Source organism: Streptomyces sichuanensis, from assembly GCF_020328095.1.
GTDB lineage: Bacteria > Actinomycetota > Actinomycetes > Streptomycetales > Streptomycetaceae > Streptomyces > Streptomyces cinnamoneus.
In genome coordinates, this window is sequence record NZ_JAIXMK010000047.1 from 22,124 (window position 1) to 46,866 (window position 24,743).

Below are 24,743 nucleotides of genomic sequence, written 5' to 3' on the forward strand. Positions count from 1 at the left end.
GAGCACATGGACACCCCTCCTCCGAAGACCGAGCCCACCGAGCCGACGGACGCGGACATCGCCGCGTTCAAGGAGCAGCTGGGGCGCCCGCCGCGGGGCCTGCGCGCGATCGCGCACCGCTGCCCCTGCGGCCAGCCGGACGTCGTCGAGACGGCCCCCCGGCTGCCGGACGGCACGCCGTTCCCGACGACGTACTACCTGACCTGTCCCCGCGCGGCGTCCGCCATCGGCACGCTGGAGGGTTCGGGCCTGATGAAGGAGATGCAGGACCGGCTGGCGACCGACCCGGAGCTGGCCGCCGCCTACCGGGCCGCGCACGAGGACTACCTCGCGCGCCGCGACGCGATCGAGGTGCTGGAGGGCTTCCCGAGCGCCGGCGGCATGCCGGACCGGGTCAAGTGCCTGCACGTGCTGGTCGGGCACTCGCTGGTGGCCGGCCCCGGCGTGAACCCCTTCGGTGACGAGGCGCTGGCGCTGCTGCCCGAGTGGTGGGCCAAGGGCCCGTGCGTCAGCCCCTGCGGCGACGCCGGTGCCGGGGGCGGGGAGCAGGCATGACGCGCGTCGCCGCCATCGACTGCGGAACGAACTCCATCCGGCTCCTCATCGCGGACGCCGACCCCGCCACGGGCGAACTCGTCGAGCTCGACCGCCGGATGACGATCGTCCGGCTCGGCCAGGGCGTGGACCGCACCGGCCGCCTGGCCCCCGAGGCGCTGGAGCGCACCTTCGCCGCGTGCCGGGAGTACGCCACCGTCATCAAGGAGCTCGGCGCGGAGCGCCTCCGCTTCGTGGCCACCTCCGCCTCGCGGGACGCCGAGAACCGCGAGGACTTCGTGCGCGGCGTCGTGGAGATCCTGGGCGTGGAGCCCGAGGTGATCAGCGGTGACCAGGAGGCGGAGTTCTCCTTCACCGGCGCCACCAAGGAGCTGGCCGGCCGGGACGACCTGGCCAAGCCCTTCCTCGTGGTGGACATCGGCGGCGGCTCCACGGAGTTCGTCGTCGGCGAGGAGCACGTGCGGGCCGCGCGCAGCGTGGACGTGGGCTGCGTTCGTATGACGGAACGTCACCTGGTGGTCGACGGCGCGGTCACCGACCCGCCGGACCCCGGCCGGATCGCGGCGATACGGGCCGACGTCGAGGCTGCCCTGGACCTCGCCGCGCAGACCGTGCCGCTGACCGAGGCCCGCACCCTGGTCGGCCTGGCCGGCTCGGTCACGACCGTCGCGGCGATCGCGCTGGGCCTGCCGGAGTACGACTCGGCCGCCATCCACCACGCGCGCATCCCGCTGGAGCGCGTCCGGGAGATCACCGACGAGCTGATCGCCTCCACCCACGCCCAGCGCGCCGCGATCCCCGTGATGCACCCGGGGCGCGTCGACGTCATCGCCGCCGGGGCGCTCGTCCTGCTGGCCGTGATGGAGCGGACGGGGGCCCGCGAGGTCGTCGTCAGCGAGCACGACATCCTCGACGGGATCGCCTGGAGCATCGCCTGACCCGGTCCGGAAGGGGCCGTTCCGGGGCCGGAAAGGGCCCTTCGGACCCTGCCGCCGAGGATTGTTCGTGAAATCCTTCACATGAAAAAGCGGTCCCGGGACCCCGGAAAGTGGGCTTCAGGCCCCCTTCCGGGGTCCATACGGCCTTCGCGACCGGAAACCGTCCAGTATCTGGCGTGTTAAAGAAACGCTTATGCGGATCGCCGGAGGCGGGTGGTCCAGTCGCCGCGCACACCTCAAGGCCAGTTCAGCGGGGGTGATCAACGCCCGGGGCTCCCGCTTGGTTCCATGACGGCGCTATGGCATGGGTCACGGGGGCGGCGGAGTGTAGCAGACAGGTCCCCGCTTCTTGTGAAGGGGCTCACGAGCACCCCTCCGGTGCGTGCTGGATACTCGAAACATGAGCACCACGGAGCGTCCACGGATCCTCGTAGTAGGCGGTGGGTACGTCGGCCTGTACGCGGCACGCCGCATCCTCAAGAAGATGCGGTTCGGCGAGGCGACCGTCACGGTCGTCGACCCGCGCTCGTACATGACGTACCAGCCCTTCCTTCCCGAAGCAGCCGCCGGCAGCATTTCCCCTCGCCACGTCGTGGTGCCCCTGCGACGCGTGCTTCCGAAGGCGGAGGTGCTCACCGGCCGAGTCACCACGATCGACCAGGACCGCAAGGTGGCCACGATCGCGCCGCTCGTCGGCGAGTCGTACGAGCTGCCCTTCGACTACCTGGTCATCGCGCTCGGCGCCGTCTCCCGTACCTTCCCGATCCCCGGCCTTGCCGAGAACGGCATCGGCATGAAGGGCATCGAGGAGTCCATCGGCCTGCGCAACCACGTCCTCGAACAGCTCGACAAGGCCGATTCGACCAAGGACGAGGAGATCCGCCGCAAGGCGCTCACCTTCGTCTTCATCGGCGGTGGCTTCGCGGGCGCGGAGACCATCGGCGAGGTCGAGGACATGGCGCGCGACGCCGCCAAGTACTACCCCAACGTGAAGCGCGAGGACATGCGCTTCATCCTCGTCGATGCCGCCGACAAGATCCTGCCGGAGGTCGGCCCCAAGCTCGGCCAGTACGGCAAGGAGCACCTGGAGGGCCGCGGGGTCGAGATCTACCTCTCGACGTCCATGGACTCCTGCGTCGACGGCCACGTCGTGCTGAAGAACGGCCTTGAGGTCGACTCCAACACCATCGTGTGGACCGCGGGCGTCAAGCCCAACCCGGCGCTGGCCCGCTTCGGCCTGCCGCTGGGCCCGCGCGGCCACGTCGACACCTCCGAGACCCTGCAGGTCCAGGGCACCGACTACATCTGGGCCGCGGGCGACAACGCCCAGGTCCCGGACGTCGCCTCCCGCAAGGCGGGCAACGAGAACGCCTGGTGCCCGCCGAACGCCCAGCACGCGCTGCGCCAGGCCAAGGTCCTCGGCGACAACGTGGTCTCCGGGATGCGCGGCTTCCCGCAGAAGACCTACGAGCACTCCAACAAGGGTGCGGTGGCGGGCCTCGGCCTCCACAAGGGCGTGGCGATGATCGTCATGGGCAAGATGAAGATCAAGCTCAAGGGTCGTCTCGCCTGGTACATGCACCGCGGCTACCACGGTATGGCCATGCCGACCTGGAACCGGAAGATCCGCGTCTTCGCGGACTGGACCCTCGGAATGTTCCTCAAGCGCGAGGTCGTCTCCCTGCGTGCCATGGAGAACCCGCGCGAGGAGTTCTACGAGGCCGCCAAGCCGGCTCCCCGTCCCGCCGCCGCGTCCGACGCGGACACGGCGCAGAAGGCCAAGGCTTCGTAACCCCGTACAACCCGTAGGGCGTCCACCAATCCGTGGGGTGGGCGCCCTTCGCGTTGCCCGCTTCGCCTACCCTGGCCGGGAAGAGGACAGCACGGCCTGTTGGTGTTCAGGTGCCGGGGGGAAGACTCCCTGACACTTCATCATGGAGGTGTGCGACATGGGCGACGCCGCTCGACGGCTCTCGGCACTCGCGGAACAGGCGCTGGGAGCCCCGCTCCCCGTCCGTATCCGCGCCTGGGACCGCAGCGAGTGGGGACCGCCCGGCACGCCCCTCCTCGTCGTCCGGCGCCGCAGGGCCCTGCGGCGCCTGCTGTGGAAGCCCGGCGAACTTGGCCTGGCCCGCGCCTGGGTGGCCGGCGACCTCGACGTCGAAGGCGACCTCTACGAGGCCCTGGAGCTGCTCGCCGGACACCTGTGGGAACGCGGCGAGGACACCGGCCGCTCCACCGGCTCCGCCCTCCTGGCCGCCCTCCGCGACCCCGCTCTGCGCGCCACCGGTGCCGGCCTGCTCCGGCTCGCCGGCCCCTGGCCGCCGCCCGCGCCCCCGCGCGAGGAGGCCCGCCCCGCCGGCGGCCCCCTGCACACCGTGCGCCGCGACAAGCAGGCCATCAGCCACCACTACGACGTCGGCAACACCTTCTACGAGCACGTCCTGGGCCCCTCGATGGTCTACTCCTGCGCCTACTGGGCCCCGGACTCCACCCTGGAACGGGCCCAGGAGGCCAAGCTCGACCTCGTGTGCCGCAAGCTGGCCCTCACCCCCGGCCGGCGGCTGCTGGACGTCGGCTGCGGCTGGGGCTCGATGGCCCTGCACGCCGCACGCGAGCACGGGGTGAGCGTCGTCGGCGTCACCCTCTCCGAGGAACAGGCCGTCTACGCCCGCAAGCGCGTCGCCGAGGCCGGCCTGACGGACCGTGTGGAGATCCGCGTCCAGGACTACCGCGAGGTCGACGACGGCCCCTTCGACGCCATCTCCTCCATCGGCATGGCCGAGCACGTGGGATCCGCCCGCTACGCCGAGTACGCCCGCGAGCTGTACGCCCTGCTCCGGCCCGGCGGCCGGCTGCTCAACCACCAGATCGCCCGCCGCCCGCTCAAGGACGAGGCGCACTACCGCGTGGACCCGTTCATCGACCGCTACGTCTTCCCCGACGGCGAACTGGCCCCCGTCGGCCGGACCGTGGCCCAGCTGGAGGAAGCCGGGTTCGAGGTCCGCGACGTGGAGTCGCTGCGCGAGCACTACGCCCTCACCCTGCGCCGCTGGGTGGCCAACCTGGAGGCGCACTGGGACGAGGCCGTGCGCCTCACCTCCCCGGGCCGCGCCCGCGTGTGGCGGCTCTACATGGCCGCCTGCGCCCTGTCCTTCGAGAGCAACCGCATAGGGGTCAACCAGGTGCTGGCCGTCCGCACGCCCTCCTCCGGCGCATCGGGCCTGCCGCTGCGCACCCGCGACTGGCGCTGAGGAAACGCGAGGGGGCCCGGTCCGTACGGACCGGGCCCCCTCGCGGGCCGTTGCCACTCCGCTGCTACTCCGCCTTGATGGCGGCGAGCATGTTCAGCTTGGCCGCCCGGCGGGCGGGCCACAGTGCGGCCAGCACGCCGACGAAGGCGGCCAGCAGCAGGAAGACGCCCATGCGCTCCCAGGGCAGCACCAGCTCGTAGGTGCTGATGCCCTTCTTGATGAGGTCACCGGCGGCCCAGCCGAAGAAGACGCCCAGGCCCACGCCCATCACACCGCCGAAGAGCGAGATGACCAGCGACTCCAGACGCACCATCCGCTTGATGCCCTTGCGGTCCAGGCCGATGGCGCGCAGCATGCCGATCTCCTGCTGGCGCTCGAAGACCGACATCGCCAGGGTGTTGATGACGCCGAGGACGGCGACGACCACGGCCATGGCCAGCAGGCCGTAGAGCATGTTCAGCAGCAGGCTGATGGCCTTGGAGATGCCGTCGGAGATGTCCTGCTTGGTCTGGATCTGGATGGCGGGGTTGTCGCCGAGGGCCTTGGCGAGCGAGTCCTTGACCTTCTCGTCGGCGCCGCCCTTGACCTTGACCATCACCTGGCGGTCGTCGATCTGGCTCTGGTGGGGGGCCAGGGTCTCCTTGTCGACCCAGATGCCGCGCATCAGCTCGTTGCCCTTGAAGACGCCGCCGACCGTCAGCCTGCCCTTCTTGCCGTCCTCGAAGGTGACGTCGAAGGAGGAGCCGAGCTTCCAGTGGTTGGTGCGGGCCGTGGCGTCGTCCACGACGACCTTGTCACCGGTCAGGCCGGCGAACGAACCCGCCGTGAAGTCGAGGTTCGTCAGCTTGCCCATGGTCGTGCCGTTGACGCCCGTGAGGCTCTGGTGGTCGCCGTCGACGCGGGCCGGGGACGAGCGCAGCGGGCTGGCGGCGGTGACGTCCGGGTGGGCGGAGAGCTTCTTCTCCACATCGGTGGACAGCGGGGTCATGCTGGCCATGGAGACGACGTAGTCGGCCTTCAGCGCGCCCGTGGCCATCTTGTCGATGGCCTGCTGGACGCTGCCGGCGATGACGGTCAGACCGGTGATCAGGGTCAGGCCGATCATCAGCGCCGAGGCGGTGGCGGCGGTGCGGCGCGGGTTGCGGACCGCGTTCTGCCGGGCGAGCTTGCCGGGCATCCCGAAGAGGCGCAGGACCGGCGCCGCGGCGGCGATCACCGGGCGGGACAGCAGCGGCGTCAGCACGAACACGCCGATGAGGACCAGGCCCGCGCCCAGACCCATCATGGTCGAGCTGGAGGCGGTCAGCACGAGGCCGGCGCCGGCGGCGGTGATGATGCCGCCGATGGTGTTGCGGACCACCAGGGACTTGGTGGTGGCCACGGCGTGCACGCTGTTCATCGCCGCGACCGGCGGGATCTTCGCGGCCCGGCGGCCGGGCAGCCAGGCGGCGAGCATGGTCACGACGATGCCGACGACGAGCGAGGTGACGACCGTGCTGGGGGCGATCACCAGGGGGCCGTCGGGGACGGTCGCACCGGTGCCGCTGATCAGCGAGCGCAGACCGGCGCCGATGCCGATGCCCGCGACCAGGCCGGCGACGCCGGCGACGGAGCCGACGACGAACGCCTCGATGAGCACCGAGCGGGTGACCTGGCGGCGGCTGGCGCCGACCGCGCGCATCAGGGCCAGCTCCTTGGTGCGCTGGGCGACCAGCATGGTGAAGGTGTTGGCGATGATGAAGATGCCGACGAAGAGGGATATGCCGGCGAAGACCAGCAGGCTGGTCCGCATGCCGTCCATGCTCTGGGCGATGGCCCGGCTCTGCTCGTCCGCGAGCTCCTTGGCGGTGGTGGCCTCGGCGTCCTTGGGCAGGATCTTCTCGATGGACGTCTTGAGGGCGGCCTGGGAGGTGCCGGCCGCGGCCTTCACGTCGATCCGGTCGAACTCGCCGGGCTTGGCGTAGAGCTGCTGCGCGGTGGCGGTGTCGAAGAGGGCGAGGCTGCCGCCGGCGGCGACGTTGCCGTCGTCGGTGGTGAAGATGCCGGCGAGCTTCTGGGTGAGGACCGGGCCGTCGACGGACACCCGGACGCTGTCACCGACCTTGTAGCCCGCGCGCTCGGCCGTCTTGGCGTCGAGGGCGATCTCGCCCGTGCCCCGGGGCGCGCGGCCGCTCTTCAGCGGGTAGCGGGGGTCCTTGCCGCCGTTGCCGGCGTAGTAGTTGGCGCCGGAGGAGTTGAAGCCCTCGCCGACGAGCTTGCCGTCCTTGCCGGCGACGGCGGCGAAGCCGCTGACCGTGCCGGTGGCGGAGGCGGCGCCGGGCACCTTGGCGGCCTGGTCGAGCAGGCTCTGGCCGAGCCGGGGGACGGCGCCGGGGTGGTCCTTCTCGCTGCTCTTCCGGTGGGGCTCGACGGCGACGTCGACGCCCGTGAAGCCCTTCTCGGAGCTCTTCTGGTAGGCGTCGGAGATGGTCGAGGTGAAGACCAGGGTGCCGGAGACGAAGGCGACGCCGAGCATGACGGCGAGCACGGTCATCAGCAGCCTGGCCTTGTGCGCGAGCACATTGCGCAGGGCGGTGCGGAACATGAGGTCAGTCCTGAAGATCGAATCCGGCGGTGATCAGCTCGTACGGCCCTTGGCGTCGAACCGCTTCATGCGGTCCAGGACGGCGTCGGCGGTGGGCTCGCGCAGCTCGTCGACGATGCGGCCGTCGGCGAGGAAGACGACGCGGTCGGCGTAGGAGGCCGCGACCGGGTCGTGGGTGACCATGACGACCGTCTGGCCGAGCTCGCGCACCGAGTTGCGCAGGAAGCCGAGGACCTCGGCGCCGGAGCGGGAGTCCAGGTTTCCGGTGGGCTCGTCGGCGAACATGATCTCGGGGCGGCCGGCCAGGGCGCGGGCCACGGCCACGCGCTGCTGCTGGCCGCCGGAGAGCTGGTTCGGGCGGTGCTTGAGGCGCCCGGAGAGACCGACGGTGTCGACCACCATGTCCAGCCACTGCTTGTCGGGCTTGCGGCCGGCGATGTCCATGGGAAGCGTGATGTTCTCCAGGGCGTTCAGCGTCGGCAGCAGGTTGAACGCCTGGAAGATGAAGCCGATCTTGTCGCGGCGGAGCCGGGTCAGCTTCTTGTCGTTGAGCCCGGTCAGCTCCACGTCGCCGATGCGGGCCGAGCCGCCGGAGACCGAGTCGAGGCCGGCCATGCAGTGCATCAGCGTCGACTTGCCGGAGCCCGAGGGGCCCATGATCGCGGTGAATTCGGCCTGCCGGAACTCCACCGAGACGGCGTCGAGGGCGACCACCTGGGTCTCGCCCTGTCCGTAGACCTTGGTGAGATCCGTGGCGCGGGCTGCCACCGCAGCGGTGCGGACGGCGGCGGGGGCGCCGAAGGGGGTGGTGGTCACGAGGGAGCACTCCTGTCGGACGGTGTTCGGGCGGCCGGTTCGCGGACCGCTCCGGGGACTACTCCATGCTCCGGTGTCCGACCCCCCTCCGGGATCAGCCCCAGCTCCGGTCTCCGGGACATGCTCGGGAGGTACACAGAGGGGGCGCCGTCATCCCTGGGTAGGAGATCGGTCCTTACGCAGGGCGACGAGATTGCGACAATTCCGCTCGATGTCGCGAGCGGGGTGGTGAACGGGGGAGATCGGCCCCTGGCATGTGCCAAGGGCGTCATCCCTGCACTGATGGGTACTCAGTTGCCAATAAAATAAGACAACCTCGGGTCAGGGTTCCGCTGTTTGGGGGGCTCTCCCCGGCTAGGCTCGTCTTGCTCTCATCGAGGGGAGGAACGCGCACCCGCCTCCCCGCTGTGCTGCCCGAGAGCCCGCCCGGATGGTGGAATGCAGACACGGCGAGCTTAAACCTCGCTGGCCCTTCGGGCCGTGCCGGTTCAAGTCCGGCTCCGGGCACCTCCTTGCCGAGGCTCCGCGGCTGTGGCCTTGACGCTTTCCTGACGTTCTCCCTCCCTTTTCCGCCCGCCGTACGGAACCGACCGCGGTCGGTTCGCGTTGTCGGGTACGTGGGCATGGGAAGAAAAGATCGTCCCGAAGCAGGAGAGCCATTCTTTTGCCTACCTATTACCCTTGAGCCCAAGGCCGCGCAGGGTGGCCATGGAGGAGTGAGATGAGGAGCAGCAACCCGGTCTTCTCGCGACGGGGGTTCAGCCGCGACAACAGCGGCTACGCGGGCTTCGGCGCGGGGCCGCAGGCCGGGACCGCGGCCCAGGGCAACCCGTACGCGACCAACCCGTACGCCGACAACCCGTACGCCCAGCCCACCAACCCCTACGCGGCGAACCCGTACGCGCAGGGCGGGCCGGACCTCCAGCAGGGCTACCCGCAGGCGCCCACGGCCGCGCAGACCGGCCGGATGACCATCGACGACGTGGTCACGCGCACCGGCATCACGCTGGGCGCCGTGGTCGTGGCGGCCGTCGCCGCGTGGGCGCTGTCGCTGCCCGTCGCGGTCGGCTTCGGCGCCGGCCTCGTGGCGATGGTGCTGGGCCTGATCCAGTCGTTCAAGGAGAAGCCCTCCCCCGCGCTGATCCTGGCCTACGCGGTCTTCGAGGGCCTCTTCCTCGGCGTGATCAGCAAGGTCTACAACGACGTCGCCTACGGCGCCCCGATGCAGGCGGTGCTCGGCACGATGGCCGTCTTCGCCGGTGTGCTCATCGCCTACCGGGCGCGGATCATCCGGGTGAACCGCCGGTTCACCCGCTTCGTGATCGCCGCCGGCATCGGCTTCCTGCTGCTGATGGTCGCGAACTCCCTGTTCGCCGTCTTCGGCGGCGGCGACGGCCTGGGCTTCCGCAGCGGCGGCCTGGGCGTGGCCATGGGCGTCGTCGGCGTCCTGCTGGGTGCCGCGTACCTGGCGCTGGACTTCAAGCAGATCGAGGACGGCATCCAGTACGGCGCTCCCCGCGAGGAGTCCTGGCTGGCGGCCTTCGGTCTGACGCTGTCGCTCGTGTGGATCTACACCGAGATCCTCCGGATCATCGCGATCCTGAATAACGACTAGTGCGGCGACGGCCGCCGGTTACGGCCGGCGGCCCCGTCCGGACGACGGGGGAGGGCCCGGGAAGGCAATGCCTTCCCGGGCCCTTCCGTTTCTGGCGCGCTACCGAAGCTTCCGAGCGGCCCGTTGGAGGTCGTACTCGTGGACGATCGCCTTTGCGTGGCCGTAAGCGAGATTGTGCTCTCCGCGCAGCCAGCTGACCTTCTCCTCGAAGCGGAAGAGGGAGGGGCCTTCTTCGACCGTGCGCAGCCAGTCGGCTACTTCGCGGCCGGTGCAGTGGGGGATTCGGGAGAGCAGGTTCCGGTGGGTCTCGTCGGAGAAGACGTGGGACATCGGCGCCTCCGGACGCGTCGAATGATGGTCCTTCATGTCACCGTGCCCGAGTGTTCAAGCGTTGGCAACAGTCGGTGGGCGGCGCATAGGCTCAAGGCGTGGATGACGTGACGCCTCTTCTGGCCGCTGTGGACACCTTCGCCGACCGGCTGCGGGCCCTGCCGCAGTCCCGACTGAGCCGGGGGGCGGCCGCGGAAGCGCTGGCCTTGGCGCGAGAGTTGGCCGCCTGGACGCAGCGGATCGAGGAACCGGGAGTTCCGGTGGTGCGGGAGATGCCGGAGGCGGGGATGTTCGCGGTCGCGGACCAAGTGGCGGTGGCCGGTCACGACTTGGCGGAGGCCCTGGTCGCCTCCGGCGACGTCAAGGAGGGCGTGACCCGGGGCGTCGACCTGGTCGAGGCGGCGGCCCGGCGGTGCGGGCTGTAGCGGGGCCTGGGCCCTCGCGGGGCCGCGGGGGGCCGCGTGGGCCTTCGCGGGGGCGCGGAGGCCGCCGTGCGGCCTGCGGCTACAGCGAGGCGATGACCCGGTCCGCCAGGACGTAGACGGTGCCGGACTCGCACTCGAAGGTCAGGGCGTAGGCGCCCGAGACGGCGGAGCCGCCCAGGAGGACGGGCGCGTCACCGGCCCGCAGGGCCTCGGCCAGCCGCTCGGCGGTCTCGCGGTGCCCGGGGGTCATGCAGACGGTGGTGCCGTCGGCGAAGACGTAGACGTCGAGCGTCCCCAGCGGGCCGGGGCGGACGTCCGTCAGCGGAACGGCGGCGTCGGCCAGCTCGTCCAGACGCTCCACCGTGCGCTCGTGGTCGGTGACGGCCGAGGCGGCGGGGGTGAAGTCGGGGTGGGAGGGGTGGCGCCGGCGGGCGGCCGCCAGCTCCGGGGAGTCCGCGGCCTCCGCCTCCAGGTCGAGGCCGGCGAAGTCGCTCTGGCGCGGCAGGTGGAACCCGCCGTACGGGCCCTCGGCGAGGGGCTCCAGGAGCGAGGGGGCGTCGGCCTCCTGCGCGGCCCAGAACGCCCGTGCCTCCGCCAGTTCCCGCTCGCGCTCCTCGGCGAGCGCGTCGGCCACGGCGGCGCGTATCTCCGCGAGCCCGGCGCCCGGGGCGGTACGGGGGTGGGGGACGGCGGCGGGTGCCTCGCGCTCCGCGGTGGCGACGGCCAGGTCGGCGCGCAGGGCCGTGATCTGGCGGCGCAGGACGCGCGTGCTGTGCAGGGCGGCGACGCCCGCGGCCGTGGCGGTGGCAGCGGCCAGCAGCAGGGCAAGAGACATGGCGCTCACTGACGTACTCCCGGTTGCTATGGATCCCCCGAATTCCTACCTCAGGTTCGCGCATGCCTCCGGGCGCCCACAGTGCAAAACGTCATGAACCGGGCGGGACTTTGGGCCTGGACGTTGCCTCTTCAACCACTCTGACCTGGGGAAACGAATCTCCCCCGGGATGTTGGTCACATCCTGGGGGAGATTGGGTCACGTTTCGGCAAGGTGGCTGAAGGATGCCGACGGCAGTTGCCGGAGGCTCAGCCGGGCCGCTCGTTCCCTCCGCTGCGGCTCAGCTCAGCCGCTCGATCACCATGGCCATGCCCTGGCCGCCGCCCACGCACATCGTCTCCAGGCCGAACTGCTTGTCGTGGAACTGGAGGGAGTTGATCAGCGTGGTGGTGATGCGGGCGCCGGTCATGCCGAACGGGTGGCCGACCGCGATCGCACCGCCGTTGACGTTCAGCTTGTCGATGTCGATGCCCAGGTCCCGGTAGGAGGGGATGACCTGCGCGGCGAACGCCTCGTTGATCTCGACCAGGTCGATGTCGTCGATGGTCAGCCCCGCCCGGCGCAGCGCCTGCTTGCTGGCCTCCACCGGGCCGTAGCCCATGATCTCCGGCGACAGCGCCGAGACGCCCGTGGAGACGATGCGGGCCAGCGGGGTCAGGCCCAGCTCGCGGGCCTTGGTGTCGGACATGATCACCAGGGCGGCGGCACCGTCGTTCAGCGGGCAGCAGTTGGCCGCCGTGATCAGCCCGTCGGGGCGGAAGGCCGGCTTCAGGCCCTGGACGCCCTCCAGGGTGACGCCCGCGCGGGGGCCGTCGTCCTGGGAGACGACCGTGCCGTCGGGGAGCGTCACGGGAGTGATCTCGCGCGCCCAGAAGCCCTTGGCGATGGCCTGCTCGGCGAGGTTCTGCGACCGCACGCCGAACTCGTCCATGTCCTCGCGGGTGACGCCCTTGAGACGGGCGAGGTTCTCCGCGGTCTGGCCCATCGCGATGTAGGCGTCCGGCACCAGGCCGTCCTCGCGCGGGTCGTGCCAGCCCTCGCCGCCCTGCTCGGCACGGGCGGCCGTGCGGGCCTCGGCGTCGGCGAAGAGCGGGTTGTGGGTGCCGGGCATGCCGTCGGAGGAGCCGTTGACCGAGCGCGAGACCGTCTCCACGCCCGCGGAGATGAAGACGTCGCCCTCGCCCGCCTTGATGGCGTGCAGCGCCATCCGGGAGGTCTGCAGTGACGAGGCGCAGTAGCGGGTGATGGTGGTGGCGGGCAGGTGGTCCATGCCCATCTGCACGGCCACGATGCGGCCCAGGTTGTGGCCCTGCTCGCCGCCGGGGAGGCCGCAGCCGAGCATCAGGTCGTCGATCTCGCGCGGGTCGAGCCCGGGCACCTTCGCGAGGGCGGCCTGGATGATCGTGGCGGTGAGGTCGTCCGGCCGCAGCTCCTTGAGGGACCCCTTGAAGGCGCGACCGATGGGGGAGCGGGCGGTTGAGACGATCACGGCTTCGGGCATCACGGCTCCAGGGGCGCGAGTAAGCAGGACTGCACCGGAAGTTACCCGCAAGTACGCTTGCGGTCACGGCCTCCTCCCTGTGACGCGGACCTCTTTCTGCAGCCTGCCACTCCCGCCACCGACGGGCCAGCACCGACTGCGGGGGCGCACTGGGCGCGCCGATGTACTGGCCGCACCGGCTGCAACGGCCGTGCCGGCCGGTGGCGCCGGCAGTGCGGGGCGGTGCGGCCCGCACGGCCGGCCCGTTCCGGCCGTTCCGGCCGTTCCGGCCGTTCCGGTCGACGCCGGGCAACGCCAACGGGTGCCAACCGGTGCCGGTCGGCTCCGGCCCCGCGCCTGCCGGTCAGTGCCGGTCGGGGCTCGGTTGTGTCCCCGGGACCACGTCCGCCGGTACCGGCAGGCGCCGGCGACGGCGGCGCTTGAGGAGGGCCCACCGGCCCCGGCCCGTCGGCGTGACCTCGGTGCCGCCCTCGGCGGCGGCCTCCGCCGCCGCCCGGGCCACCGGCAGGATGCCCTCGCGGCGGGCCGCGTCCGGCCGCTCGTCCTCGGGCCACAGGCCCAGCGCCGCGCACAGCGTGGGCAGCACGGCCATCGCGGCGGTGGCGTAGCCCTCGGCGGACGGGTGGTAGTTGTCCGGGCCGAACAGCTCGCGGGGATTCGCCGCGAACTCGGGGCCCAGCAGGTCGCCCAGGGAGACCGTGCGGCCGCCCGCCTCCAGCACCCCTATCGTCTGCGCCGCCGCCAGCTGGCGGCTCAGCCGCCGGGCCAGCCAGCGCAGCGGCTGGTAGACCGGCTCGATCGTGCCCAGGTCGGGGCAGGTGCCCACGACGACCTCGCAGCCCGCGTCCCGCAGCCTGCGCACCGCCTCCGACAGCAGCCGCACGGAGCGGGCGTAGGGCACTCGGTGCGTGACGTCGTTGGCACCGATCATGATCACGCAGACGTCGGGCGCGCGGTCGGGCCCGGCGAGGATCCGGTTGACCTGCCGCTCCAGGTCGTAGGACTGGGCACCGGAGAGCGCCACGTTGCGCAGCTCCACCGGCCGCTCGGCGACCGCCGCGAGCCCCGAGGCCAGCAACGCCCCGGGCGTCTGCCGGGGCCGGTGCACGCCCTGGCCGGCGGCGGTGGAGTCGCCGAGGACGCCCAGCAGCAGGGGCTCGCGCCCCAGCCGGTGCACGAACGCCGAGCCGTAGCGGCCGTCGGCGTGCGGCGGCGCCTCGTTGCGCCCGCCGACCACCCGGCGGGCCAGCGCCACCTCGGTGAGCAGGACGCCCAGCGCCGCCCCGCCCAGCAGGCCCGCCCCGCCGCCCCCGTACGCCGCCGCGGCCGCGATCCGCCGCGCGACCCTCGCCCTCTGCATGGACACAGGCCGGCCTCCCTCGGCGCTCTCGAAACTCATGAATGAGCCGATTTACAAATCCTTCATCAAAGGTTCACGAAACGCGCGCACCCTTGTCCCGGCGTGCTATCAGCAGGGTGCCCCGGCAATCACCGCACGCAACGCGCCACTAGTGCAGTCGGACGCGCAATAGGCTGGGCTTACGGGTACGCGACGACCGCTAGTGCCCCCGACCGCGGAGATCACCGTGCAGTATCACGATTCGATGATTGAGCTCGTTGGCAACACCCCGCTCGTCAAGCTCAACAGCGTGACCGAAGGCATCCAGGCGACCGTCCTTGCCAAGGTCGAGTACTTCAACCCTGGCGGCTCCGTCAAGGACCGTATCGCTGTGCGGATGATCGAGGCAGCGGAGAAGTCCGGGGAGCTCAAGCCTGGTGGCACGATCGTGGAGCCGACGTCCGGCAACACGGGCGTGGGGCTGGCGATCGTGGCCCAGCAGAAGGGCTACAAGTGCATCTTCGTCTGCCCGGACAAGGTCTCCCAGGACAAGATCAACGTGCTGCGGGCGTACGGTGCCGAGGTCGTGGTCTGCCCGACGGCCGTGGATCCCGAGCACCCCGATTCCTACTACAACGTCTCCGACCGGCTGGTGCAGGAGACGCCCAACGCCTGGAAGCCGGACCAGTACAGCAACCCCAACAACCCGCTGTCGCACTACTACTCCACCGGTCCGGAGCTGTGGGAGCAGACCGAGGGGAAGATCACCCACTTCGTGGCGGGCGTCGGCACCGGCGGCACCATCAGCGGCACCGGCCGCTACCTCAAGGAGGTCAGCGACGGCCGGGTGAAGGTCATCGGCTCCGACCCCGAGGGCTCGGTGTACAGCGGCGGTTCCGGCCGTCCGTACCTGATCGAGGGCGTCGGTGAGGACTTCTGGCCGTCCGCCTACGACGGCACGGTCACCGACGAGATCATCGCGGTCTCCGACAAGGACGCCTTCCAGATGACCCGCCGCCTCGCCCGCGAGGAGGGCCTGCTGGTCGGCGGTTCCTGCGGCATGGCGGTCGTCAGCGCGCTGGAGGTCGCCAAGCGGCTCGGCCCGGACGACGTGGTCGTCGTCCTGCTGCCCGACAGCGGCCGCGGCTACCTGAGCAAGATCTTCAACGACGAGTGGATGGCGGACTACGGCTTCCTGGAGGAGGCCGGCGACGCCGCCCGCGTCGGCGACGTCCTGCGCCGCAAGGACGGCGGCCTGCCCTCGCTGGTGCACATGCACCCCGAGGAGACGGTGGGCGAGGCCATCGAGGTGCTGCGCGAGTACGGCGTCTCGCAGATGCCCATCGTCAAGCCGGGCGCGGGCCACCCCGACGTGATGGCCGCCGAGGTCATCGGCTCGGTCGTCGAACGCGACCTGCTGGACGCGCTGTTCGCGCAGCGCGCCTCGCTCGACGACCCGCTGGAGAAGCACATGAGCCTGCCGCTGCCGCAGGTCGGCTCCGGCGAGCCGGTCGCGGACCTGATGGCCGTGCTGGGTGACGCCGACGCGGCGATCGTGCTGGTCGAGGGCAAGCCGACCGGCGTGGTGAGCCGCCAGGACCTGCTCGCCTTCCTCGCCGGGGGCGGCAACGGCGGAACGAAGTAGTCCGCCCGGCGGCGGTACGCCGCCGCCCGCCGTGCCGCGCACGTGGCGCAACTGCCCTGCCCTGCAGCGGTCATGACGGTGCGTAAACGGCATGCGTGTGTCACGTGCGCGCAGCACGGGCTTAACACGGGCCCGCCATAGTGAGGGATGCCGGGCGGGGAAACCCCGGACCGGCAGCCCGAATGCGGCGGCAGGTCTTCCGGAGCGGCTCCCGGACGTCCACGGCCGTCCGGACGCGGACCCCGGCCCTCACCCGGCCCGCGCCCCGCGGGGACCGCCGCCGTCCCGACCCTGGCCCAGCCAGGGGTGCGGCGGCCCCCGCCGCATCCGGCCGCCGGGGATGGGGCCGTGCCTTCCGTCCCGGTCCGCGCGCCCCCGGCGCGGGGACGGGCTCTCCGTCCCGGTCCGCGCGCCCCGCCGCATCCGGCCCTGTGCGGGGCCTGGGCTTCCGTCGCGTTCCGCGCCCGCGCCGTACCCGGCGGGGGCCGTGCCTTCCGTCTCGTTCAGCGGGCTCCCGCCGCATCCGGCCCTGCGCGGGGCCTGGGCTTCCGTCGCGTTCCGCGCCCGCGCCGTACCCGGCGGGGGCCGTGCCTTCCGTCTCGTTCAGCGGGCTCCCGCCGCATCCGGCCCTGCGCGGGGCCTGGGCTTCCGTCGCGTTCCGCGCCCGCGCCGCATCCGGCGCCGGGCCGGGCCTTCCGCCCCCGTACCGCGCACACCCCGCCGCGCCCGGCGCAGAGAGCGGCCCCTCAGTCCCGTTCCGTGCCCTCCGTGCGGGTCCTGCGCAGCCAGGGCAGGCCCCCCGCCGCATGGGCGACGTTCACGGCCACGATCCCCGCCCAGGTCACCAGGAGCCCCGGCAGGTGGGCGTTGACCACGCCGATCGCCGACAGCGGTACCGCGAGCACCAAGGAGACCGCGGCGAAGCCGAAGCGCTCGCCGAAGGTGCCCGCGGCCGGGCTGCGGGGGCCGCCGGAGGCCGTGCCGCGGGCGGCGCTCATCCGCTGTTCCGCCAGGTGCCGGCGCACCTGGCGGTCCGCCGCCGCGTCCACCTTCTGCTCCATGCGCGCCTCCACCTTCTCCAGGAAGGAGTCGATGAGCTCCGGCTCGTACTCCTCGCCCAGCTCCTTGCGGGTCTGCAGCGTCGCGTCGAGGTCCTTCTTCATGTCCGGGTCACGGGCCGTCATACCGTCGACGGTACGGTCGCCGGGGGCCCCGCGTCGCTGGGGCCAGCCCCCCTGTCCCCCGTAGGGGATCCCCCGGACGTCCGCCGACGGTCCGGGAGTTCCGTGGAAGGAGCAGTCCATGACCACCGCACCCCTGCTGTCGTCCCTCGCCGCCCCGGACGCCGCCGACCGCCCCGACGCCCTGACGGTCGCCGGACGGTCCTGCTCGCGCGAGGAGCTCCTCGGGGCGGCGGGGGCGGTGGCCGCGAGGATCGCCGGCGCCGCGTCCGTGGCCGTGCGGGCCGAGGCGGCGCCGGAGACCGTCGCCGCCGTCGTCGGGGGGCTGCTCGCCGGGGTGCCCGTCGTGCCGCTGCCGCCGGACGCCGGGCCCGCCGAGCGGGCGCACATCCTGCGGGACTCCGGGGCCGAGCTGGTCCTGGGCGAGGACGTGCCGGTGGACCTGCGGGAGCGCGGCTCGTGGTCCGCGCCCGAGGCGGACCCGGAGGCGACCGCGTTCGTCCTGTACACCTCGGGCACCACCGGGGCCCCCAAGGGCGCGCTGATCCCCCGCGGGGCCGTCGCGGCCTGCCTGGACGGGCTCGCGGAGGCGTGGCAGTGGACGGCCGAGGACACCCTCGTGCACGGGCTGCCGCTCTTCCACGTCCACGGCCTCGTCCTCGGCGTGCTGGGCGCCCTGCGCACCGGCTGCCGCCTCGTGCACACCGGCCGCCCCACGCCCGAGGCGTACGCGGCCGCCGGCGGCAGCCTGTACTTCGGGGTGCCGACCGTGTGGTCCCGCGTCGCGCGGGAGCCCTCCGCCGCGCGGGCGCTCGCGGGCGCGCGGCTGCTGGTGTCGGGCAGCGCCGCCCTGCCCGCCCCCGTCTTCCGCGACCTGGAGGCCCTCACCGGGCAGCGGCCCGTCGAGCGCTACGGCATGACCGAGACCCTGATCACCGTCTCCGCCCGGGCCGACGGCGAGCGCCGCCCGGGCACGGTCGGGCTGCCGCTGCCGGGCGTACGGACGCGGCTGGCCGCGACCGGCGGGGAGGGAGGCATCGGTGAGCTGGAGGTGTCCGGTCCCACGTTGTTCGACGGCTACCTGGGCCGCCCGGAGGCCACGGCGGACGCGTACACGGCCGACGGCTGGTTCCGCACGGGCGACATCGCGGCGATCGACGCGGACGGCACCCACCGCATCGTGGGCCGCGCCTCCACCGACCTGATCAAGTCCGGTGGCTACCGCATCGGCGCGGGCGAGGTGGAGAACGCGCTGCTGGACCACCCGGCCGTCAGCGAGGCCGCGGTCGTCGGGGTGGCGCACGAGGACCTGGGGCAGGAGATCGTCGCCTACGTGGTGGCCGACGGCGTCGGCGAGCAGGCCCTGATCGACTTCGTGGCGGCCCACCTGTCCGTGCACAAGCGGCCGCGCCGCATCCGTTTCCTGGACGCTTTGCCGCGCAACGCCATGGGCAAGCCGCAGAAGAAGCTCCTGCCGCCGTTGTGACGGCGCACCGCCGCTCCCCGTACCCTGCATAATTTCATGCAGGGTACGGGTGGAATGAATGACCGAGGAGGGTCATGAGCGAGACCGGCAGCGAACCGGAAGCCATCGCACGGCTGCAGAAGCTCTTCGAGGGCCAGCGGCTGACGCCCACCCAGCGCCGCATCGCCCACTGCATGGTGCGGCGCGCCGCCGACGCGCCCTTCCTCTCCAGCGTGGAGCTCGCCGAACTCGCCGGCGTCAGCCAGCCGTCGGTGACCCGCTTCGCCGTCGCCCTCGGCTTCGACGGCTACCCCGCCCTGCGCCGCCACCTGCGCGACGTGGTCCCGGCCGCCGAGGCGCCGTCGGAGAGCTCGTTCAACGAGTACCAGCAGGCCGTCCACGCCGAGATCGACAACCTGCGCCACCTCGCCTCCCTGCTCGCCGACCCCGCTCCCGTCGTCCGGGCCGGCCGGCTGCTGGCCGCCTCCCGCCCGCTGCCCGTCCTCGGCCTGCGGGCCGCCGGCGCACAGGCCGCGGGCTTCTCCTACTTCGCCCGCAAGGTCCACCCCGACGTGCGGCTGCTCGACGAGGGCGGCACGCTGCTCGTCGACCGCATCGACGCCGCCGTCCGCGCGGGCGCGAGCGCCCTGCTGTGCTTCGCGCTGCCGCGCCACCCGCGGGAGGTCGTCGAGGGCCTGGAGTACGCGCGGAGCGCCGGCCTGACGGTCGTCACCGTCGCCGACTCCACCTTCGCCCCGGTCGCCCGCCACAGCGACCTCCTGCTGCCGGCCGCCGTCGGCACCGGCCTCGCCTTCGACACGGCCTGCGCCCCGATGCTGCTGGGGCGGGTGCTGCTGGAGGCGATGTGCGACGCCCTGCCCGACGCCCAGGCCCGGCTGGAGGAGTTCGACGCCAAGGCGGCCGCACGGGGGCTGTTCGTGGAGTGAGGGCCGCCCGGCCGCCTCAGCGGGCGTACCGCATCTCCGGGAAGCGGGCGGACGGCCCGTCCAGCAGGTGGTCGTCCGTGCCGCGCAGGAAGCGGTCCAGGAACGACGCCACATAGGCCCGCGCGGCGGCGGTCGACCGCTCCGGGGAGACCGTCCCGATGTCCTTGCGCACCGTCTCCCACGGCACCGCCCCCTGCCGCGCGAGCTGCGGCAGCAGCGGCGAGGCGTCGGTGTACGAGCCGTGCTGAGAGCCCGTCAGCGTGACGTTGCCGCGCCAGCCGGCCGAGCGCTGCCACAGGGCCTTCCACGAGGGCTGCCGGCCGTACTCGCCGGAGTCCTCGGCGTCCGTCCCCATGAGCAGGAACGGCCGGTCCACGCCGTCGCGCGCCGCGGCGCCCAGCCGGTCGGCGACGTCACCCTCCCCGGGGTACTCCATCGTGCCGTCCATGTTGACTGCGGCCGAGATGCGCCGGTCGTCGTGGAGGGCCTCCAGGGCGGTGAAGCCGCCCGCCGAGTGCCCCACCATGCCCACGTGGCGCAGGTCCATCGCGTCGGCCAGGCCGCGCGGCAGCACCGGCCGGTGCGCACGGCCGCCCAGGGCGTCCAGCACGAAACGCGTGTCGTCCACCCGCGCCTTCATCGCCGTGCGCAGCACCGCCGCGACGTCGGTACCGGGCTGCCCGGCGAGCGCCGGCAGGACCGACGTCGCGAGCCGGCCGCCGGGCAGGGCCACCTCGGAGGAGTCGTGGGTGTGGTCCACCGTGACGACCACGTAGCCGCGCGAGGCCAGGTCCTCCACCAGGGAGGTGTTCCAGGTACGCGGGTCGCCCAGGCCGGCCGAGTACAGCACGACCGGGTGCGGCCCGCCGCCCCGCACGGCGGGAGCGTCCACGCGCGCGTGCGTGCGCGTGCCGGCCCAGTCGGCCGCCCCGGCCGGCACGCCGTACGCGCGGTGGCCCGCGCCGTCCGAGGAGCCGAAGTGGGTGGCCGCCCGTTCCTCCATGTGGGGCGCGGTGGGCCGTCCGGCGTGCGCGGCAGCGCGGTCGGCCGGGTACCAGAAGCTCACCATCACCTCGCGGGGGCCGCGCTCCGGGCGCCAGGGGTCCTTGCGCGCGGTGTCGACCAGGTGCCGGGTCGTGGTGCCCACGGCGTACGGGCCGGTGGGGGCCGGCAGCCGGGCGGGGGCGCCCCCGGCGCCCTCGGTGCCGGCGGCGTCGGCCCGGGGAGCGAAGACGCTCATCAGGCCCGTCAGCGCCAGCGCCCCCGCCGCCAGCAGCGCCCGCCGCCTCAGTCCCCGCTCGTTGACCGGCATTCCGGCTCCTCCCCGTCGCCCGGCTGATGGTGCGACGACCTTAGGGGCCGATGAGGCGCGGATACGACATACGCAGGCGCCAACCTGCCGGTGATACCTGGGTATGACCTCCATGACCCGGTGACGCCCGAGCGGTTCTCAGCCGCTCCTCAGATTCGTTGGCTAGCGTGCCGGGGCGAGACGCGAAACGAGGAGGTCTGACGTGGGGCGCGGAGCGTATGCGCTGGCGCGGGTCGCCGTGATCGTACGGGCGCCGGCCGTCCGGCTGTGGTGGCTGGGCGTGCTGGGCGCGGGCATCGGAACGCTGGTGCCGGGACTCACCGGACGCCGTACCGGCCTGCTGGCCGGCGCGGCACTGTTCGTCGTCGCGGCCGCCGCGGCCTTCGGCGCGCGCCGCAGACGGTACGCGGAGCTGGCGCGCGGCGCATCGCGCGCGGGCCGCTCGGTCTTCCTGCAGGACCGCGCGGTGACCGCGCGCGCCTGGTGGCGCGCACGCCGCTGGTGGCTGGCGGCCGCCTTCCTCGCGGTCGTCGGCTCGTCCTTCGCGGTGCCGGCCGCGGCGGGGCTGGCCCTGGCCGGGCTCGGCGCCGGCCTGTGGGCGAAGGCCCTCTGGCTGGGCGGCCTGGAGCGGCGGGCCGGGCACCTGCTGTGGGTGCGAACGGAATGGGCGCAGGGCAGCCCCGCCGCCACGTCCGTGCCCGGCTACCTGACCACCGGGCTCGCGGCGGGCGACGCCCTGCCGGGCGGAGCCAGGCGCCGGGGCGGTACGACGTCCCCGGCCGGGGTCAAGGTCAGCGCAGCGCGCTGAGATCCGCGGCGTGCGCGCCGCCGCCGCTCTCGGCGACGAGCTCGTCGAGGCTCTGCGGCGGCCGCACCGTCGCGAAGCGCACGCCCTCCCGGGGCCCCGCGTCCTGTTGGTGCACGGCGTAGCCGTAAACCCCGGGCCGGGGGAGCGTGTTGTACGCGTAGTGGTGCGCGAAGTAGTACGCGCCGGTGTCGAGCAGGGCGACGTGGTCGCCGGCGTCGATGCGCGGCAGCACACGGTCCGCCGCGGCCAGGTCGCCCGCGAAACAGCACGGCCCGGCGACGTCCTGAGGCAGCGGATCCGCCTCCTTCGGCCCGCCCCCGGCGTCGAACACCGCCACCCGCAGCGGCCACGCCTCGGGGGCGAACACCGTCCGCACCGCCACCTGCGCGCCCGCATGGGTCACCGCGATCCGCCGGCCGCCCGCCGACTTGGTGTACTCCACGCGCGCCAGGATCGTCCCGCTCTTGGCCAGCAACGACCGGCCGAACTCCGTCACCAGGCGGTAGTCGCCGGCGAACAGTCCCGGCACGGCGGCCGCGAGCACCCGTGCGTAGTCGGCATGCGTGGGCGTGGCCTCGTCGGACGCGAAGTTGACGGGCAGCCCGCCGCCGACGTCGATCGTGTCCAGCTGCCGTCCGCCGCCGGCGGCCCGGCGCGCCCGGTTGACCTCCTCGGCCAGCCCGTGGATCTCCCGCACCCCGGCGGCCATCAGCTCCAGCGGGCAGCCCTGCGAGCCCACGTGGGCGTGGATGCGGGTGAGCCACGGCCGTTCGGCATAGGCGCGCAGCAGCCAGGCGCGCGCCCCCTCGTCACGCAACGCGACCCCGAACTTGGACGTCGCGGTCGCCGTGCTGAGCGCCCCGATGGTCCCGCCGCCCACCTGGGGGTTCACCCGCAGGCCGATCGGCGAGGCGCTCGGCCTCCCGGCGAGGAGGGCGTCCAGCCGGGCCAGCTCCTCCCGGCTGTCGGCGTTCACGGCGATCCCGGCGGCCAGCGCCTCGCGCAGCTCGGCGGTGGTCTTGGCCGGCGAGTCCAGCACGGTGCGCCCGGGCGGCACCCCGGCCGCGCGGGCCAGCGCCAGCTCCCCGGGGCTCGCGACCTCGGCGCCCAGCCCCTCGTCGGCGAGCAGCCGCAGCACGGGCACCAGCGGCGCCGCCTTCACCGCGAAGGCGTGCAGCACCTCCGTCCCCCCGCCCGCCTCCGCGAATGCCGCGCGCAGCGCCCGCGCGGCCTCCCGGATCCCCTGCACGTCCAGCAGCCCCACCACGGGGCGGTGCGCGGTGACGATCCCCTGCCGCACCGCGGCCCGCACGGCCGCCGACCGCCGGGCGGCGCTCCCGGCGCCGCCGTCCTGCCCGCCGTCGCCCTGACCCATGTGCCCACTCCACCACTGCCGCCCGCCGTACGCCATGGGGCCGGTCCCGCACCGGCTCGCCGGAGCCTGTTGACTAGCGCTATTCAGCGGCCCAGACTGTGCAGTGTTCTATTCAGAGCCAGGGAGGCAGCGCCCATGTCAGGACCGCGACCCGTGCGAGCACCACGAGGCACCGAGCTGAGCGCCCAGGGGTGGCAGCAGGAAGCCGCACTGCGGATGCTGCAGAACAACCTCGACCCCGAGGTCGCCGAGCACCCCGACAAGCTCGTCGTCTACGGCGGCACGGGCAAGGCCGCCCGCGACTGGCGCTCGTTCGACGCGATGGTCCGCACCCTGCAGTCGCTGAAGCAGGACGAGACCATGCTCGTCCAGTCCGGCCGGCCGGTCGGCGTGATGCAGACCCACGAGTGGGCGCCGCGCGTCCTGATCGCCAACTCCAACCTCGTCGGCGACTGGGCCAACTGGGAGGAGTTCCGCCGCCTGGAGGCCCTCGGCCTGACCATGTACGGGCAGATGACGGCCGGTTCGTGGATCTACATCGGTACCCAGGGCATCCTGCAGGGCACGTACGAGACCTTCGCGGCCGTCGCCGCGAAGAAGTTCGGCGGCACCCTGGCCGGGACGATCACCCTCACCGCCGGCCTCGGCGGCATGGGCGGCGCCCAGCCGCTCGCCGTCACCATGAACGACGGCGTCGCGATCTGCATCGACTGCGACCCGCGCGCCATCGAGCGCCGCATCGAGCACCGCTACCTCGACGTGAAGGCCGACTCGCTCGACCACGCCCTGCAGCTGGCCGTCGAGGCCCGCGACGCGCGCCGCCCGCTGTCCATCGGCGTCCTCGGCAACGCCGCCGAGCTCGTCCCGCAGCTGCTCGCCATGAACGCGCCCATCGACATCGTGACGGACCAGACCTCCGCCCACGACCCGCTGGCCTACCTGCCCGTGGGCGTCGACTTCGACGACATGGCCTCCTACGCCGCGGAGAAGCCGGCCGACTTCACGGTGCGGGCACGCGAGTCGATGGCCAGGCACGTCGAGGCCATGGTCGGCTTCCAGGACGCCGGCGCCGAGGTCTTCGACTACGGAAACTCCATCCGCGGCGAGGCCCAGCTGGCCGGCTACGACCGCGCCTTCGACTTCCCCGGCTTCGTGCCGGCCTACATCCGGCCCCTCTTCTGCGAGGGCAAGGGCCCCTTCCGCTGGGCGGCCCTGTCCGGCGACCCGAAGGACATCGCCGCGACCGACAAGGCGATCCTGGACCTCTTCCCCGAGAACGAGTCCCTCGCCCGCTGGATCAAGATGGCCGGCGAGCGCGTGCACTTCCAGGGTCTGCCGGCCCGCATCTGCTGGCTCGGCTACGGCGAGCGCGACCGCGCCGGCGAGCGCTTCAACGAGATGGTCGCGGACGGCACCCTGCAGGCCCCGCTCGTCATCGGCCGCGACCACCTCGACTGCGGCTCGGTGGCCTCCCCGTACCGCGAGACCGAGGCCATGCTCGACGGCTCCGACGCGATCGCCGACTGGCCGCTGCTGAACGCCATGGTCAACGTCGCCTCGGGCGCCTCGTGGGTCTCCCTCCACCACGGCGGCGGCGTCGGCATGGGCCGCTCGATCCACGCGGGCCAGGTCACGGTGGCCGACGGCACGGCCCTGGCAGGCGAGAAGATCCGCCGCGTCCTGACCAACGACCCGGGCATGGGCGTCATCCGCCACGTGGACGCCGGCTACGACATCGCGGAAACCGTGGCCCAGGACCGCGGGGTGCGCGTCCCGATGCGGGAGCAGTCGTGAGCGACGTTGTGGGGGGGGGGGGGG

20 protein-coding genes and 1 tRNA gene are annotated in these 24,743 nt (G+C 72.9%); 12 read left to right on the plus strand and 9 right to left on the minus strand.

Annotated features, from left to right (window positions below; genetic code table 11):
- Window positions 1–6: 6 nt before the first annotated feature.
- The 4 genes from LE181_RS15805 to LE181_RS15820 all read left to right on the plus strand — a co-directional run bounded on the left by LE181_RS15805 (window position 7) and on the right by LE181_RS15820 (window position 4,747).
- Complete coding sequence (locus tag LE181_RS15805) at window positions 7–555, plus strand: DUF501 domain-containing protein (protein WP_225661922.1); 549 nt, start codon at window positions 7–9, stop codon at window positions 553–555.
- The gene (locus tag LE181_RS15810) at window positions 552–1,493 is read left to right on the plus strand and encodes a Ppx/GppA phosphatase family protein (RefSeq protein WP_225661923.1); all 942 of its coding nucleotides are present in this window, start codon (window positions 552–554) and stop codon (window positions 1,491–1,493) included. The genes LE181_RS15805 and LE181_RS15810 overlap by 4 nt, the downstream gene beginning before the upstream one ends.
- Before the next feature lie 400 nt (window positions 1,494–1,893).
- Window positions 1,894–3,285, plus strand: a complete 1,392-nt coding sequence (locus LE181_RS15815) for an NAD(P)/FAD-dependent oxidoreductase (protein ID WP_225661924.1) — start codon at window positions 1,894–1,896, stop codon at window positions 3,283–3,285.
- A 157-nt stretch (window positions 3,286–3,442) separates the two neighbouring features.
- Window positions 3,443–4,747 carry an SAM-dependent methyltransferase gene (locus LE181_RS15820; RefSeq protein ID WP_225661925.1) on the plus strand — a complete coding sequence of 435 codons (1,305 nt, stop codon included), beginning with the start codon at window positions 3,443–3,445 and terminating at the stop codon, window positions 4,745–4,747.
- Window positions 4,748–4,811: 64 nt separating this feature from the next.
- Here LE181_RS15820 and LE181_RS15825 read toward each other — a convergent pair whose 3' ends face one another.
- The gene (locus LE181_RS15825) at window positions 4,812–7,331 is read right to left on the minus strand and encodes an ABC transporter permease (protein ID WP_225661926.1); all 2,520 of its coding nucleotides are present in this window, start codon (window positions 7,329–7,331) and stop codon (window positions 4,812–4,814) included.
- Between the two features lie 33 nt (window positions 7,332–7,364).
- Window positions 7,365–8,147, minus strand: coding sequence for an ABC transporter ATP-binding protein (locus tag LE181_RS15830; RefSeq protein ID WP_190112293.1), 783 nt, complete (start codon window positions 8,145–8,147; stop codon window positions 7,365–7,367).
- A gap of 424 nt (window positions 8,148–8,571) precedes the next feature.
- Between LE181_RS15830 and LE181_RS15835 the strand changes: the two genes are divergently transcribed.
- Window positions 8,572–8,654: transfer RNA gene (locus tag LE181_RS15835), tRNA-Leu, on the plus strand.
- Window positions 8,655–8,868: 214 nt separating this feature from the next.
- Window positions 8,869–9,762, plus strand: a complete 894-nt coding sequence (locus LE181_RS15840) for a Bax inhibitor-1/YccA family protein (RefSeq protein WP_225661927.1) — start codon at window positions 8,869–8,871, stop codon at window positions 9,760–9,762.
- Between the two features lie 99 nt (window positions 9,763–9,861).
- Here LE181_RS15840 and LE181_RS15845 read toward each other — a convergent pair whose 3' ends face one another.
- Window positions 9,862–10,092, minus strand: coding sequence for a DUF4287 domain-containing protein (locus LE181_RS15845; protein ID WP_190112352.1), 231 nt, complete (start codon window positions 10,090–10,092; stop codon window positions 9,862–9,864).
- A gap of 98 nt (window positions 10,093–10,190) precedes the next feature.
- On the opposite strand from LE181_RS15845, the gene LE181_RS15850 reads away from it, so the two are divergent.
- Window positions 10,191–10,517: a hypothetical protein gene (locus LE181_RS15850; protein ID WP_225661928.1), complete on the plus strand. Its 327-nt coding sequence runs from the start codon at window positions 10,191–10,193 to the stop codon at window positions 10,515–10,517.
- Window positions 10,518–10,596: 79 nt separating this feature from the next.
- Here the strand turns inward: LE181_RS15850 and LE181_RS15855 are convergent, their stop codons facing one another.
- The 3 genes from LE181_RS15855 to LE181_RS15865 form a co-directional block, all read right to left on the minus strand.
- Window positions 10,597–11,361, minus strand: a complete 765-nt coding sequence (locus LE181_RS15855; protein ID WP_225661929.1) for a hypothetical protein — start codon at window positions 11,359–11,361, stop codon at window positions 10,597–10,599.
- A 271-nt stretch (window positions 11,362–11,632) separates the two neighbouring features.
- The gene (locus LE181_RS15860; protein WP_225661930.1) at window positions 11,633–12,853 is read right to left on the minus strand and encodes an acetyl-CoA C-acetyltransferase; all 1,221 of its coding nucleotides are present in this window, start codon (window positions 12,851–12,853) and stop codon (window positions 11,633–11,635) included.
- 343 nt (window positions 12,854–13,196) lie between these two features.
- Window positions 13,197–14,213, minus strand: a complete 1,017-nt coding sequence (locus tag LE181_RS15865; protein WP_225661939.1) for an SGNH/GDSL hydrolase family protein — start codon at window positions 14,211–14,213, stop codon at window positions 13,197–13,199.
- Window positions 14,214–14,439: 226 nt separating this feature from the next.
- Between LE181_RS15865 and LE181_RS15870 the strand changes: the two genes are divergently transcribed.
- The gene (locus LE181_RS15870; protein WP_225661931.1) at window positions 14,440–15,837 is read left to right on the plus strand and encodes a cystathionine beta-synthase; all 1,398 of its coding nucleotides are present in this window, start codon (window positions 14,440–14,442) and stop codon (window positions 15,835–15,837) included.
- Window positions 15,838–16,583: 746 nt separating this feature from the next.
- Here LE181_RS15870 and LE181_RS15875 read toward each other — a convergent pair.
- The gene (locus LE181_RS15875) at window positions 16,584–17,021 is read right to left on the minus strand and encodes a hypothetical protein (RefSeq protein ID WP_225661932.1); all 438 of its coding nucleotides are present in this window, start codon (window positions 17,019–17,021) and stop codon (window positions 16,584–16,586) included.
- A 118-nt stretch (window positions 17,022–17,139) separates the two neighbouring features.
- On the opposite strand from LE181_RS15875, the gene LE181_RS15880 reads away from it, so the two are divergent.
- On the plus strand, window positions 17,140–18,504 hold the full coding sequence (locus LE181_RS15880) for an acyl-CoA synthetase (protein WP_225661933.1): 1,365 nt from the start codon (window positions 17,140–17,142) through the stop codon (window positions 18,502–18,504).
- 74 nt (window positions 18,505–18,578) lie between these two features.
- Complete coding sequence (locus LE181_RS15885; protein WP_225661934.1) at window positions 18,579–19,430, plus strand: MurR/RpiR family transcriptional regulator; 852 nt, start codon at window positions 18,579–18,581, stop codon at window positions 19,428–19,430.
- A 16-nt stretch (window positions 19,431–19,446) separates the two neighbouring features.
- Here the strand turns inward: LE181_RS15885 and LE181_RS15890 are convergent, their stop codons facing one another.
- Complete coding sequence (locus LE181_RS15890) at window positions 19,447–20,742, minus strand: alpha/beta hydrolase family protein (RefSeq protein WP_225661935.1); 1,296 nt, start codon at window positions 20,740–20,742, stop codon at window positions 19,447–19,449.
- A 202-nt stretch (window positions 20,743–20,944) separates the two neighbouring features.
- On the opposite strand from LE181_RS15890, the gene LE181_RS15895 reads away from it, so the two are divergent.
- The gene (locus tag LE181_RS15895; protein ID WP_225661936.1) at window positions 20,945–21,550 is read left to right on the plus strand and encodes a hypothetical protein; all 606 of its coding nucleotides are present in this window, start codon (window positions 20,945–20,947) and stop codon (window positions 21,548–21,550) included.
- On the opposite strand, the gene LE181_RS15900 is transcribed toward LE181_RS15895, so the two are convergent.
- On the minus strand, window positions 21,534–22,925 hold the full coding sequence (locus LE181_RS15900; protein WP_225661937.1) for a type III PLP-dependent enzyme domain-containing protein: 1,392 nt from the start codon (window positions 22,923–22,925) through the stop codon (window positions 21,534–21,536). The two genes, LE181_RS15895 and LE181_RS15900, sit on opposite strands and share 17 nt — an antisense overlap.
- A 135-nt stretch (window positions 22,926–23,060) precedes the next feature.
- On the opposite strand from LE181_RS15900, the gene hutU reads away from it, so the two are divergent.
- Window positions 23,061–24,719: a urocanate hydratase gene (gene hutU, locus LE181_RS15905; RefSeq protein WP_225661938.1), complete on the plus strand. Its 1,659-nt coding sequence runs from the start codon at window positions 23,061–23,063 to the stop codon at window positions 24,717–24,719.
- The last annotated feature ends 24 nt before the right edge of the window (window positions 24,720–24,743 follow it).

Coding starts and splice junctions, on each gene's coding strand:
- LE181_RS15805 (WP_225661922.1), top strand. CDS start 7: ATGGACACCCCTCCTCCGAAGACCGAGCCCACCGAGCCGACGGACGCG.
- LE181_RS15810 (WP_225661923.1), top strand. CDS start 552: ATGACGCGCGTCGCCGCCATCGACTGCGGAACGAACTCCATCCGGCTC.
- LE181_RS15815 (WP_225661924.1), top strand. CDS start 1,894: ATGAGCACCACGGAGCGTCCACGGATCCTCGTAGTAGGCGGTGGGTAC.
- LE181_RS15820 (WP_225661925.1), top strand. CDS start 3,443: ATGGGCGACGCCGCTCGACGGCTCTCGGCACTCGCGGAACAGGCGCTG.
- LE181_RS15825 (WP_225661926.1), bottom strand. CDS start 7,331: ATGTTCCGCACCGCCCTGCGCAATGTGCTCGCGCACAAGGCCAGGCTG.
- LE181_RS15840 (WP_225661927.1), top strand. CDS start 8,869: ATGAGGAGCAGCAACCCGGTCTTCTCGCGACGGGGGTTCAGCCGCGAC.
- LE181_RS15845 (WP_190112352.1), bottom strand. CDS start 10,092: ATGTCCCACGTCTTCTCCGACGAGACCCACCGGAACCTGCTCTCCCGA.
- LE181_RS15860 (WP_225661930.1), bottom strand. CDS start 12,853: ATGCCCGAAGCCGTGATCGTCTCAACCGCCCGCTCCCCCATCGGTCGC.
- LE181_RS15865 (WP_225661939.1), bottom strand. CDS start 14,213: ATGCAGAGGGCGAGGGTCGCGCGGCGGATCGCGGCCGCGGCGGCGTAC.
- LE181_RS15875 (WP_225661932.1), bottom strand. CDS start 17,021: ATGACGGCCCGTGACCCGGACATGAAGAAGGACCTCGACGCGACGCTG.
- LE181_RS15880 (WP_225661933.1), top strand. CDS start 17,140: ATGACCACCGCACCCCTGCTGTCGTCCCTCGCCGCCCCGGACGCCGCC.
- LE181_RS15885 (WP_225661934.1), top strand. CDS start 18,579: ATGAGCGAGACCGGCAGCGAACCGGAAGCCATCGCACGGCTGCAGAAG.
- LE181_RS15890 (WP_225661935.1), bottom strand. CDS start 20,742: ATGCCGGTCAACGAGCGGGGACTGAGGCGGCGGGCGCTGCTGGCGGCG.
- LE181_RS15900 (WP_225661937.1), bottom strand. CDS start 22,925: ATGGGTCAGGGCGACGGCGGGCAGGACGGCGGCGCCGGGAGCGCCGCC.
- hutU (WP_225661938.1), top strand. CDS start 23,061: ATGTCAGGACCGCGACCCGTGCGAGCACCACGAGGCACCGAGCTGAGC.